Source organism: Yinghuangia sp. YIM S09857 (assembly GCF_051388915.1).
GTDB lineage: Bacteria > Actinomycetota > Actinomycetes > Streptomycetales > Streptomycetaceae > Yinghuangia.
On the sequence record NZ_JBPKBH010000009.1, the window covers coordinates 322015 to 334473 of the forward strand.

The 12459-nt window shown below is 72.9% G+C and carries 13 protein-coding genes; 8 read left to right on the forward strand and 5 right to left on the reverse strand.

The window, feature by feature from the left end; genetic code table 11:
• The first annotated feature begins 380 nt into the window (after positions 1–380).
• From ACRX5S_RS21630 to ACRX5S_RS21645, 4 genes are read left to right on the forward strand one after another with little or no spacing between them, the layout of a single operon-like run.
• The gene (locus ACRX5S_RS21630; protein ID WP_436774690.1) at positions 381–1244 is read left to right on the forward strand and encodes an ABC transporter permease; all 864 of its coding nucleotides are present in this window, start codon (positions 381–383) and stop codon (positions 1242–1244) included.
• Positions 1234–2409, forward strand: a complete 1176-nt coding sequence (locus ACRX5S_RS21635; RefSeq protein WP_436774656.1) for an ABC transporter ATP-binding protein — start codon at positions 1234–1236, stop codon at positions 2407–2409. Before ACRX5S_RS21630 ends, ACRX5S_RS21635 begins: the two co-directional genes overlap by 11 nt.
• Complete coding sequence (locus ACRX5S_RS21640) at positions 2406–3626, forward strand: glycosyltransferase (protein ID WP_436774657.1); 1221 nt, start codon at positions 2406–2408, stop codon at positions 3624–3626. Before ACRX5S_RS21635 ends, ACRX5S_RS21640 begins: the two co-directional genes overlap by 4 nt.
• Positions 3619–4749, forward strand: coding sequence for a glycosyltransferase family 4 protein (locus tag ACRX5S_RS21645; RefSeq protein WP_436774658.1), 1131 nt, complete (start codon positions 3619–3621; stop codon positions 4747–4749). The genes ACRX5S_RS21640 and ACRX5S_RS21645 overlap by 8 nt, the downstream gene beginning before the upstream one ends.
• A gap of 13 nt (positions 4750–4762) precedes the next feature.
• On the opposite strand, the gene ACRX5S_RS21650 is transcribed toward ACRX5S_RS21645, so the two are convergent.
• Complete coding sequence (locus ACRX5S_RS21650) at positions 4763–5443, reverse strand: uracil-DNA glycosylase (protein WP_436774659.1); 681 nt, start codon at positions 5441–5443, stop codon at positions 4763–4765.
• Between the two features lie 11 nt (positions 5444–5454).
• Positions 5455–6612, reverse strand: coding sequence for a glycosyltransferase (locus ACRX5S_RS21655; protein ID WP_436774660.1), 1158 nt, complete (start codon positions 6610–6612; stop codon positions 5455–5457).
• A 153-nt stretch (positions 6613–6765) separates the two neighbouring features.
• Between ACRX5S_RS21655 and ACRX5S_RS21660 the strand changes: the two genes are divergently transcribed.
• The 3 genes from ACRX5S_RS21660 (at position 6766) to ACRX5S_RS21670 (ending at position 9197) form a co-directional block, all read left to right on the forward strand.
• Positions 6766–7257, forward strand: coding sequence for a macro domain-containing protein (locus ACRX5S_RS21660; RefSeq protein ID WP_436774661.1), 492 nt, complete (start codon positions 6766–6768; stop codon positions 7255–7257).
• A gap of 131 nt (positions 7258–7388) precedes the next feature.
• A complete protein-coding gene (locus ACRX5S_RS21665) occupies positions 7389–8546 on the forward strand; it encodes a glycosyltransferase (protein WP_436774662.1) in 1158 nt (385 codons plus the stop codon).
• 51 nt (positions 8547–8597) lie between these two features.
• Complete coding sequence (locus tag ACRX5S_RS21670; protein WP_436774663.1) at positions 8598–9197, forward strand: class I SAM-dependent methyltransferase; 600 nt, start codon at positions 8598–8600, stop codon at positions 9195–9197.
• Between the two features lie 27 nt (positions 9198–9224).
• Here the strand turns inward: ACRX5S_RS21670 and ACRX5S_RS21675 are convergent, their stop codons facing one another.
• Entirely contained in the window at positions 9225–9830 is a 606-nt protein-coding gene (locus tag ACRX5S_RS21675) for a hypothetical protein (RefSeq protein ID WP_436774664.1), read from the reverse strand.
• A gap of 153 nt (positions 9831–9983) precedes the next feature.
• On the opposite strand from ACRX5S_RS21675, the gene ACRX5S_RS21680 reads away from it, so the two are divergent.
• Positions 9984–10553 carry a hypothetical protein gene (locus ACRX5S_RS21680; protein WP_436774665.1) on the forward strand — a complete coding sequence of 190 codons (570 nt, stop codon included), beginning with the start codon at positions 9984–9986 and terminating at the stop codon, positions 10551–10553.
• Here ACRX5S_RS21680 and ACRX5S_RS21685 read toward each other — a convergent pair whose 3' ends face one another.
• Together ACRX5S_RS21685 and ACRX5S_RS21690 are read right to left on the reverse strand one after the other, a co-directional pair.
• Complete coding sequence (locus ACRX5S_RS21685) at positions 10554–11630, reverse strand: GNAT family N-acetyltransferase (protein ID WP_436774666.1); 1077 nt, start codon at positions 11628–11630, stop codon at positions 10554–10556.
• Between the two features lie 5 nt (positions 11631–11635).
• The coding region (locus ACRX5S_RS21690; protein ID WP_436774667.1) for a polysaccharide deacetylase family protein at positions 11636–12459 on the reverse strand (824 nt) is incomplete at its 5' end.

Genomic DNA, 12459 nt, shown 5'->3' on the forward strand with positions numbered 1-12459 from the left:
CATCCGGTTGATCTCTTATGAGTGATTCGCGCTCACGGCCATGGGCCGTGTGCGAGAGTTGAGGGCGGACCAGGGAGGGGGAGTCCGTGGGGGACGCTGTGGGGGGCTCTGTCGGCGCGCGCGGCGATGGCGCGTGGCCGCACACCCAGATGAACGGCCAGACACACCAAGGACCAGGACCGGCACCGGCTTCGGCGGCAGCAGCGGGACTGGGGCCGGCACCGGGAGCGAGACCGGCCACGGGCCGGCCGTCGGGGCCGCCGCGTCCGGGGGGACGCCACGCCCGGCCCGGACCGGTCGGCGAGACCCAGTACCCGAGAACACCGGGCGGTCCCGGGGGACCGCGCCCCGCGCCACTCGGCGCGCACGCCGCCGTCGTGATGCGGCCGGTTCGCGAGATACCCGCCGGCCCGCCGTCCGAGCTGCGCTTCAAACGGCGCACCGGGCTGATCAAGGGCGTCCGCGAACTGTGGCACGCCCGGGAGTTGGTCCGCACGCTCGCCGAACGCGACCTGCGGGCCCGCTACAAGCAGGCGGTGCTCGGCTTCGCGTGGGCGATCCTCACCCCGGTCATGCTCATGGTGGTCTTCACCGTGGTGTTCCAACGGGTGGGCGACGTCAGCAAGATCGCCCAGGCACACGGCGCGCCGTACCCGTTGTTCAGCTATGTCGGCCTGCTCGGCTGGACGTTCTTCATGACCGCGGTGACCCAGGGCGCCAGCGCGATCGTCTCCAACGGCCCGCTGCTCAACAAGGTGTACTGCCCGCGCGAGGTCTTCCCGCTCGCCACCATCATCGTCGCGCTGTTCGACATGATGATCGCCGCGATCGTGCTGGTGCTGCTGTTCGGCATCTACACCAAGGCGCCCGCGAGCACGTCGTACATCGCGCCGCTGTTCCTGGTGATCCAGATCGAGGTCGCGCTCGGCGCGGCGCTGCTGCTGTCCGCGTCCGTCGTGTACTTCCGCGACATCCGGCACATGCTGCCGCTGCTCATGCAGATGGGCATGTTCGCCACCCCGGTGGCCTACGGCCTCGACCAGATCACCAAGGAGTGGCTGGTGCCGTACGTCGCCGCCAACCCGCTCGCGGCCGTCATCGACGGATACCGCCGCACCATCCTGTACGGGCAGCAGCCCGACTGGGAGCTGACCGGCGTCGCCGCGCTCTCCGCGAGCCTCATGCTCCTGGTCGGCTACAAGGTCTTCAAGAAGCTGGAAACGGGGATCGCCGATGTTGCCTGACGGGAGCATCGAGGCCACCCAGCTCTGGAAGCGTTTCCGCGCCGACAGCCGCCGCATGCTGCTGCGCGACAACCTGGGCCGCATCGTCCGCAAGATCACGCGCCGGGACGCCGCGGACTGGCGCTGGGCGCTGCGGGACATCAACCTGCACATCGAACCCGGCGAGGCGGTCGGCCTGATCGGGTCGAACGGCTCCGGCAAGTCCACTCTGCTCAAGATGCTGACCGGCGTCATGTACCCGTACGCCGGGAAGCTGGAGGTCCGCGGCCGGGTCGGCGCGCTCATCGAGGTCCGCGCGGGCATCCACCCCGACCTGACCGGGCGGGAGAACGCCTACCTCTACGGCTCGCTGCTCGGCCTCAAACGGGCCGAAGTGGCCGCCCGGTTCGACGACATCGTGGAGTTCGCCGAGCTCGGCACGGCGATCGACCGGCAGGTCAAGTGGTACTCGTCCGGCATGCAGATGCGCCTCGGCTTCGCGGTCGCGGCGTTCCTGGAGCCGGACGTGCTGCTGGTGGACGAGGTCCTCGCGGTCGGCGACGCGCTGTTCCAGCAGAAGTGCCTGGACCGCATGCGCGCCGTCCTCGAACAGGGCACGACACTCGTCCTCGTCTCCCACGACCTCGCCGCGGTCGAGTCGATCTGCACGCGCGGAGTCTGGCTCGAACAGGGCGACATCAGGGCGGACGGCCCCATCCGGGCGGCGATGCGCGGCTACCGCGACAGCGTCGAGGAGGAGACCGGGATGCGCGCCAAGACCGACGAACCGGTGCGGCTGTCGTACTGCGACGTGCGCGGCGTCGACCAGCCCGCGCCGACCACCAGCGCGCCGATGGTCGTGGACCTCGACTTCACGACCGAGCGCACCGGCCCCGCGGTCCTGCACATCGGCGTCACCGAGGGCACCGCGAACCCGGTCTTCACCGCGCGGCGCGACGTCTACCTCGGCTGGGCGGGCAACCAGGTCCGCTGCACCGTCGGTCAACTCCCGTTGCCACGCGGCCGGTTCGCGCTGTGGGTCGGCATCTACGACAAAGAGGGCCACCCGCTCATGGGGTGGGCCCCGGCCAAGCAGTTCGACGTGACCGGACCCGACCTCGACACCCCGCCGCGCGCGGTCGTCATGGCGGCGCCGGTGTACGTCGACCACACCTGGGAGACGTGACTGTGCGCGTCATGGTCATGCCGCACGACATGCAACTCGGCGGCAGCTCGATCAACGCCCTCGACCTCGCGCGCACCGTCCGCGACCTGGGCCACGACGTGTGGGTGATGGCGCGTCAGGGCCCGCTGACCGCGCGGGCCCGGGCGTACGGGCTGCCGCTGATCCATTCCCCCGAGGACATGCGGATGCGCCCGTCGCCCGCCACCGTGCGCGCGGTGCGGGCGGCGGTGCGGCGGCACCGCATCGACGTCGTGCACCCGTACGAGTACTGGTCCACCCTGGAGGCCTATCTCGGCGCGTCGGGGGCCGCGGTCATCGGGTCGATCCTGTCGATGGGCCACCTGCCGCCGTACATCCCGTCGGTGCCGCTGATCCTCGGCTACGGCGACCTGTACGACGAGGTGCGGGCCACGCGGCGGCACGCGTACCTCCTCGAACCGCCGATCGACACCGCGCACGACCGCGCCGACGCGCCCGACCTCGGTCTCGCGGAGTTCCGCGCCGAGTACGACCTTCCGGCCGGGCCGCCGACCGTGGCCATCGTGTCGCGGCTGGCCAACAACATGAAGCGCGAGAGCGTCGAACGCACGATCGACGCGGTCGCGGCGCTGGACGCCTCCGTGTCCGGCATCCGCGCGGTGGTCGTCGGCGGCGGGTCCGCCGAGCGGGACCTGCGCGTGCGCGCCGACAAGGTCAACGCCGCCCTGGGCCGCCGCGCGATCGTCATGACCGGGCCGCTGGACGACCCGCGAGCCGCCTACGCAGCCGCCGACGTCGTCTGCGGCATGGGCAGCTCCATCCTGCGCGGCATGGCCTTCGAGGTCCCGGGCATCGTGGTCGGCGAACGGGGGTTCACCGAGCCGGTCCGCCCCGAGACGATCCCCGTCTTCGACCGCCTCGGCTTCTATGGCGTCGGCTCCGGGCTGGACCCGGCGGCCGACGAACTCCCGGAACTGCTGGGCGAGTTGTTCGCGGATGCCGACGGGCGCGCCCGACTCGCCACATGGTCGCGGGACATGGTCCGCGAACGCGTGAGCCTCGACCGGCTCGCTCCTCTGCTGGTGTCGCACTACGAGGCGGCGATCGCCGACCGGGCCGTCGGTGCTCCGGCCCGGCGCGGTGTCGACGGCGCGCGGACGTTCCGGCGGCTCGTCGGGTTCAAAGCGTCCGAGGTCGTGCGCGCCCAGCGGGTCCGGCGCGGGAGGGCCGGTGGCTGACGGGACGCCGCCCGGCGCGGCGGGGAGCGGCGGGCTGGTCTTCCTGCACGCGGGGACCTTCTCCGGGTCGGCGCCAGGGCTGCTGCGGGCCATGCGGGCGCTGACCGAGGTCACGGCGTACGACCTGATGCCGCTCGCCCGGGAACCGCGCCTCGCCGGGGCCCGTGTCCGGGCCATGGCCGAGGCCCGGCTGACCGGCGCGGGGACGCCCTGGACCAAGACCACCGCGTGGCCCGTCGCGATCCAGCGCCACGTCGCCCGCAAGGGCCTCTTGGCGCGTGAACGCCCTGTGCTGGTCGTGCAGTCGCTGCCGGCCATCGTGCCGCCGCCCGGCGTGCGGTACGGCGTCTACACCGACCGCGTCGGCCTGGAGGGCACCGCCGGCGGCGACGAACCGGCGGGCGGCAGCGGCGAGCACCGGTCCCGCTACACGCCGGGCTGGCTGGCCCGCGAGCGCGCGATGATCGGCGGGGCCTGTCGCGTGTTCGTGATGGGGCAGAGCACCGCAGACGCGGTGGTCGAGCGGTACGGAGTGCCCGAGGAACGCGTGTTGGTGGTCGGGGCGGGGGTGAACGTCCCCGCGGACGAAGGTCCTTTCGTCGACGGCTGTAGTAAACTCCCGGACGGGCCACCGAAGTTGCTCTTCGTCGGCGTCGAATGGGAGCGCAAGGGCGGACCCGAACTACTGGCCGCCTTCCGGCGTGTGCACGCGGAGGACCCGGCATGGCGCCTCGTTCTCGCGGGCAGTGCCCCCGAGGGAGAGCTCCCGCCCGGGGTCGAGTACGTCGGCCGCGTCCCGCACGACCGGATGCCCGAACTGTATGCGGGCGCCGACGCGTTGGTGATCCCCACGCACCGCGAGCCCTTCGGCATCGCCCTGGTCGAGGCGCTGACGCGCGGAATGCCGTGCGTCGGGACGACTGTGGGCAACCAGCGCACGATCGTCGCGGACGCCGGCATCCTGGTCGAGCCGGGCGACGTCGACGGACTCACCCGGGCGCTGCGTGCCCTGCATACCGACTACGTGGAGCTGCGCAAGCGCGCGGAGACGCACGGGTCGGTCCTGCGGACGACGATGACGTGGCCGCACGTGGCGCGCACCATCTGGCACGCGCTGGCCTGAACGGCCGGTGCGGTCAGGGAAGTTGCCAGTTGATCGGGCTCGCGCCCAGCTCGGCCAGCGTGTGGTTCGTGCGGCTGAAGGGGCGCGAGCCGAAGAAGCCGCTGTCCGCGGACTTCGGACTCGGGTGCGACGACTCCACGACGGGCACCGAAGTCCCGAGCAGCGGCCGGAGGTTGCGGGCCGGTCGCCCCCACAGGATCGCGGCCAGCGGCTTCTCCCGGGCGGCGAGTGCGCGGATGGCCTGCTCGGTGACCGCCTCCCACCCCTTGTTCTGATGGGCCGCGGACTTGCGCGGGGCCGTGGTCAGCGACCTGTTGAGCAGCAGTACGCCCTGCTGCGTCCACGGCGTCAGGTCGCCGTTCGACGGGGCGGGCACGCCGAGGTCGTTCTGCAACTCGGTGAAGATGTTGACCAGGCTCGGCGGAAGCGGGCGTACGTCCGCCGCCACCGAAAAGCTGAGGCCGACGGCGTGTCCCGGTGTCGGGTACGGGTCCTGACCGACGATCAGGACCTTGACGTCGTCGAAGGGCTGCTGGAACGCGCGCAGAATCTGCGGACCCGCCGGAACGTAGCTGCGGCCCGCCGCGATCTCGGCACGGAGGAAGTCGCCCATCGCGGCGACGTTCGCGGCGACCGGCTCCAGCGCCTTCGCCCAGCCGGCCTCGACGGTTTCGTGTAGGGGTCGTGCTGCCATGGTCGGAAACCCTACCGGCCGCTTCCGACACGCTCGGCGACGGCCTTCTCGTACATCTCGGCGAAGCCCTCGATCATCCGCGGGCGTGTGAAGCGGGCCGTCGCGCGCGCGTGCGCGGCCGCGCCCATCGCGTCGCGCAGATCGTCGTCGGCCACCAACTCCCGTACGGCGTCGGCCAGTGCGTCGCGGTCGCCCTTGCGGACGAGGCGGCCGGTCACGCCGTCCTCGACGACGTCGTTCACGCCGCCCACCCCGGTCGCCACGACCGGCAGCCCGGCACACATGGCCTCGGCGACCGCGATGCCGAAGCCCTCGTAGTCGGACGTCGACAGGAAGATGTCGCCCGCGTCGAAGGCGTGTTGGAGCCGCGGCAGCGGCGGCACCAGGTGGACGCGCTTGCCGACGCCCAACTCCTGGATCAGGTCCGGGACTTCCGGATCCTGGTGGCCGACGACGGCGAACGCGACCGCCGGGCCGGTGTCGCCGAGCGTCTCCAGCACGCGGGCGGCGACCCGGACGAACAGCGGGATGTTCTTCTGCCCCGACCGCCCCACCCCGACCACCAGCCGCGTCGAGGGCGCCAGCCCCAGTTCCGTGCGCAACCGGGCGCGCGCCTCGGGATCGGGCACGTGCGGTTCGACGCCGAGCGGGACCAGCGGGATCGCGGCGCGCGGCATGCCGAGCAGGGCGGCGGTGGCGTCCCGCACGTCCGAGGAGTGCGCGAACGGCCGGAACCGCGCGCGGGAGATCATCTGGAGCTCGATGCGGTTCGTCCACTCGCTGTGCAGGCCGCCGCGCTGCGGCTCGTGCACCTCCATCACACGGCCGGCCGACGGTACGGCGAGCGCGGCGGGAAGGGCGTGCCGGGCGGTGCCGCTGTGCGCGTGGATGACGTCCGGGCGCAGCTTGCGGACGGCGGCCGCGTAGCGCAGCGGGATGCGTACCTCTTCGACCTTGCTCGGCGGCCCCGTGTAGCCCAACGGATGCACCGTCACATTCGGTCCCAGCAGGTGCAGTTCGTCCTCCGCCGCGGCGGGGCGCGCGGTCACCGCGTGGCACTCGAAGCGCTCGGGGTCGAGCCCCGCGAGGATCTGCCGGCTGACCTGCGGAATGCCTCCGCCGGTGCTCAGCCGCCACACGACGTGGACGACTCTGATACGACTGCCCATGCACCCGCTCCTCGGACGATCCCCCCGGGCCGCACCCCTACGGCCCTTTCCGAGAGGCACGGTAACAAGGCCCCGGCCTCCCCGTCGGAAGCTTCGCGGAACCCGCGTGAAACGTGTGTGCGGCATGTCGGGGGCGACCGCTAGCGTCCGGAAATGACCACGTCGCCGCCCGTACCGGTCAGGTACCTCAAGGGAGACGCCACGGCCCCGCAGGCCAAAGGCGTGAAGATCATCGCGCACGTCTGCAACGACGCGGGGGGCTGGGGCAAGGGCTTCGTGCTGGCCGTGTCGCGGCGGTGGCCCGAGCCGGAGGCCGCCTACCGGCGATGGCACCGGGCGCGCGCCGGGAACGACTTCGCCCTGGGGGCCGTGCAGTTCGTGCGGACCGAGAAGTACGTGTGGATCGCCAACATGATCGGCCAGCACGGCACCAGGACCGGCAGCAAGGGCCCGCCCGTCCGGTACGAGGCCATCGGCACCGCGCTGGAGACCCTCGCCGCCCGAGCCGTCGAGTTGGGCGCGTCCGTGCACATGCCGCGCATCGGCTGCGGACTCGCCGGGGGTCGGTGGGACGTGGTGGAACCGCTGATCGCACAGACACTCGTTGCGGCGGGAGTCGCCGTAACCGTCTACTACTTCGACTGAACGGGCGGATACTCGGCGCACTGGACCCGTCCCCGCATAATCGACCAAGCCCGCACGGGCGGCCCGCCGCGCTGGCAGGATGGGGCGGCGCCGGGGAGGGGAGTCCCCGGCCTGTGGGGGGAGTTCACCGCATGCGGGTCGTGATGATCGTCGGCTACCCCGAAGCACCGTGGGAGACCGGCTGGGTGAAGGCCGCCGGGCACGCCGCCGAGGTCGTACGCCTGTCGGCCACCGGCGAGTTGACCTGGCCGCAGGTTGAGGGCGCGCCGTACCTCGCGCAGGATCCCGACGACCCCCGGCACTACCAGATCAAGACGTTCGGGCGAGACCCTTCCCGGCCGAACAGCCCCGTCGCGCAGGCCGTTACGGCGCGGCGCTATCGGCGCGCCATCCGCTACGTGGCCGCGAAATACGGGCCGATCGACCTCGTACACGCGCACTCCTACCGGGCCCACTACCTCGTCGCCGTGAAGCGCGAGCTGGGGATCCCGTACATCGTCACCGAGCACCACACCGCCTGGCAGGGCCACTGGACCGAGCCTGCGCCGAGCCCCCGCGACATCCGCCGGGCCCGCGAGCTGTACGCCGAGGCCGCCACCGTCGTCACCGTTTGCAAGTCCCTTCTCGACGGCATGAGTTCGCACGGGATCACCGGCTCCTTCGAGATCGTCCGCACCCCGGTCGACGCGTCCCGCCTCGCGCTGCCGGACCACTGCGGCGGGCGCGACGGCCGCGACACCGTCGAGTTCGTCTCGGTCGCCCGCCTCGTCCCGGCGAAGGGGTTCGATGTGCTCCTGGACGCCTTCGCCGCAGCGTCCCGCAACGACCCCCGGCTGCGGCTCACGATCGTGGGCGACGGCGCCGAGCGGTCCAAACTGGAGGGGCAGGCCGCACGGCTGCGCGTCGCCGATGTCGTCACCTTCGCCGGGCGGCGGCCGCGCGCCGAGATCACCCGCCTGCTGCACACCTCCGACGCCTTCGTCCTCGCCTCGCGCGCCGCGAACCTCACGGTCGCCGTCTTGGAGGCATGGTGTGCCGGCCTGCCCGTGATCACCACCGACGTCGGCGGGCACGCGGAGGTCATGGAGTCGCATTTCGGACACCTCGTACCGCCGGAGGACACCGCGGCGCTTGCCGAGGCCCTACGTGCGATCGCGGACGCGCCCGATTCGTACGACCGGCCGCGCATCGCCACCGAGGCCCGCAAGCGCTTCGCCCCGGAAGCGGCCGGGGTCGAGCTCGACCGCATCTACCGCCTGGCCACCGCCGGTGATCGGGCAAGATCGTAGGAGCGCGGGCACACCGTCCGCGGTGACGAGCACGACGGAAGGCGGGCACACGTGGACGCCAAGGCATGGGACGAGCGGTACGCGGGCACCGAGCTGGTCTGGTCCGCCGACCCCAACCGCTTCGTCGCCGAGGAGACGGGCGACCTCCCGCCCGGCCGCGCACTCGACCTGGCGGCCGGCGAGGGCCGCAACTCCATCTGGCTCGCCAAGCGCGGCTGGCAGGTCACCGCCGTCGACTTCTCCGCCGCGGCCCTCGCCAAGGGCAAACTCCTCGCCGACGCCCAGGACGCCGCCGTGGACTGGGTCACCGCGGACCTCCTGACCTGGCAGCCCGAGCCCGGTACGTACGACCTGGTCCTCATCGCCTACCTGCACCTTCCCGCCCCCGAGATGGCCGCCGTACTGGCCGCCGCCGGCACGGCCCTCGCCCCCGGCGGCACGTTCCTCCTCGTGGGCCACGACCGCGACAACCTCACCCGCGGAGTAGGCGGCCCCCAGGACCCCGCCATCCTCCACACCCCCGAATCGGTCACCGCCGCTCTGGGCGACACCATGACCGTCGCCCGAGCCATCCGCGTGGAGCGCCCGGTGACCGTGGAAGGACGGCCACGCACCGCAATCGACACCCTCGTCCGCGCCGTGCGTGCCTGACGCCGGTCTCACGCGTGGCCGCAGGCGTCAGCGGGCGAACAGCCGCCACATGGCGAGTTCGCGGTCGTGGGCTCGGAGGCGGGCTACTGCCTCGTCGAGGGGGCGCAGTTCGGTGAGTTCGTAGAACAGGAACACGGGGGCGAAGGTGCCGGCGTAGCCGAAGGGGGCGCCGGCGGGCGCGATGTAGGCTTCCGCGCCCGCGTCCAGGAAGGCTCGGGCGAGGGCTTCGTCGCCGGTGTCGCAGCCCGTGGCGATGACGACACTGCCGGAGAGTTCGAGGTGCCGCCGGACCTCGGTGGGGCCGAGGGCGCCGTTGAAGGGCTGGAAGGCGGCCGGCTCGTCGGCGAGTTCGTCGAGGAGGATGACGCCTTCGTCGCCGTGGCAGGCGATGACGACGTACGGCGCGACGGTGCGTTCGCCGCCGAGGGCCGCCACCAGGTGGCGTGGCTGCCCGACGGGGAAGAAGTTGACGCGTACGCCGAAGCCCTCCAGCATGCCGCGCAGCGCGGTCGCGTCGCCGTCGCCGACCGAGAGCAGGTCGACTTCGGTCCAACCGAGGCGTCCGGCCTGGACCTCGCGTACCCGGGACGGTCGTTGGGTGGCGAGCCAGGCGGCTTCCTCCGCACTCGTCATCGAGTCAGCGTGCCATGGGGGGTTCGGGTAAGGCCCGGGATTATGCGAGTGCGCTCAGCGGGCGGCGGTCCGTGACATGCCGAAACGGCTGGGATACCCGCCAATGATGCCTGGGCGGTTCCCGGTGCGCGCCGGCGATGCCACCATGCGGCCATGCCTCTGCGTGCCGTGCTCTGTGCTGTGCTCCTCGCCGTTCTTGCGACGGGCGCGGCGGCCTGCGACGACGGGGGCGGCGACGACCAAGTCGCCGCCAGGCCCTCCCGGTTCGTGCCCACGGCTCCGGTCACGGGTCTCGGGACGGTCGGGCTGGACTGCGCGGCAACCGCCGACGGCCTGGCCGAGCCGCCGCCGGGGGACTACGTCGTGCTGGACGCGGTCGCGGTGCCGCCGGGGCACCGGGAGTTGGGCCTGCTGGGGCCGTCCGGGAGCGCGACGGGCAACCGCCGGTTCGCGGCGTACGGCCTGGTGGTCCGCACGGGTGAAGGCGTCGAACTGAGCGTGCCCGCGGACGCGGCCGAGCGGCCGGCCATCGCCTGGGGCAACGTCGGGGAGCCGGTGTCGGTCATCACCATCGCGCCGTGCCCGCGGCGCGCCGACGGCCGCGCATGGCAGGCCTTCACCGGCGGCTTCTACGCCGAACACCCCATGTGCGTGCCGCTGACGGTGCGAACCGCCGGCCGTGAGACCACGGTTGGCATCGCGGTCGGAATGCCGTGCCGGTGATCACCTGTCCGCGTGGTCCTCGGCACGGCGGGCGCGCAGCGACTTCGCGGCCGCACGGCCCTCCAGGGCCAGCCGGGACAGGCCGCGACCGGCCAGCCAGGTGGTGTCGTGCCGGTCGACCGCGCCGAAGCGGTACTTGTACTCGTCCGCGCCGCGCAGGAAGTCGAACACCTCGGCGCCCTCGGCACGCACCGCCGCGACGGTCTCGGCGACCAGGACGGTGCCGAGGCTGAGCCGCGCGTACGACGGGTCCCAGCCGGTCTGGTAATACGAGAACGTGTCGCCCCACAGGAACCCGTACAGCACCCCGACCGGGCCGTCCGGGCCCTCCGCGACCGTCGCGCACGGCCCGCGCCCGGGCCCGGCGCGGCCGGTCAGCGCCATGTGGAACGACTTGCGTGACGCGTCGAACGTGGAGGCCCGTCCGATCGCCTCCTGCCGCCGCGCGTGCAGGGCGAGGAGCACGTCGAACAGCTTGTCGTCGACCGCGCCGGGCGCCGCGAAGCGGAACCGCACGCCCTCGCCCGCCAGCCGCCGCCCGTAGTGCCGCAGGTCCTTGCGGAACCGTGCGGAGCCGATGCGGTCCGGGTCGGCCGGCATCGTCGGGCAGGCGGTCCGTTCGACCAGGCGCGCGCCCGGCGGGACGTACTCCGCCCCGGTCGCGGCGTCGAGGTTCGGCAGCAACAGCGCGTGCCGGCGCGCGGCCGCGGCGAACCACGCGCGCACGTCGTCGGCACGCTGCGGAACGACCGAGAACCCGCAGTGATCGGCCGCGCCCGCCCCGGCACCGAGGTACGTCAGGCAGCGCGCCCCGCCCGGCAGCCGCGGATGCATCGCCTGGCGGGTCCGCAGCAGCGGGACGACCGCCTCCGGCTCGCCGCCCGCCCCTCGCCACACCGCGACCAGCGGATGCCCGGTGGCTGCCGCGCCGATGTGCTCCCACCACGAGAGGACCCAGTCGGGCGTCCCGAAGTACGACACGCCGGTGGCGGCGGCCAGTTCACGCCACGCGGGGACCAGCTTCTCCAGCGCGGCCGGGTCGCGCACCACCTCGGGCAGCGACGATGCGTCGGGCACGGCCATCATCCGCGCCCCCGTAGTCCGTGGACCGCCGGGTGCAGCCCCGACAGGATCGTCTCGAAGCGGTCCGGTGTCGCGGTCGTCGCGACGCGCAGCCGCGAGATGCGCAGCGGGTGGTCCGGCAGGCGCGGGCCGAGGCGGTGGTCGAACAGGAACGCCGTTGAATAGCCCAGCTCTTGGAGCACCCGTTCGGCGCGCGCGTCCCAGTTGCCGTTCGGGTACGCGAACGACCGCGGCGCGCGGCCGAGGATCCCGGCGAGGCGCTCGTGGGCGGCGACGATCTCGGTGCGGATGTCGGCGTCGTCGCAGCGGTCCAGCAGCGGGTGCGTCAGCGAGTGGTTCTCCACGCGCACACCGCCCGCTTCGAGTTCGCGGACCTCCTCCTCGGTCAACTGCGGTTGCCGGACGGCCTCCCGCCCCGACCGCAGCGCCGCGATCGCGGTCAGACGCTCCGCCTGCGGCACCGCCTTCAGATGCCGCAGCCACCCCGCGGCGGTACGCTCCGCCCCGGCTCCGGCGGCGACCAGGCGCTCCACCTCGTGCCACCAGAACGGCGTGTCGGTCCCCACCAGCGCGGGGATCACGAACGCGACCGCCGGGATGCCGCGTTCGCGCAGCAGCGGTAGCCCGTGCGTGTGGACGCTCCGCTCACCGTCGTCGAACGTCACCAGCACGGCCCGGCCGGGCAGCGGCCGCCGGAGCGCGATCGTCGCCTCGACCTCGTCCAGGGACACCGGTCGCGCGATCCGCGTCAACCGGTCCAACTGCCGTGCGAAGCCCGCCGGGTCGTCGACCCCGTGGTACCCCAGCACCGCCAACCGCGCGG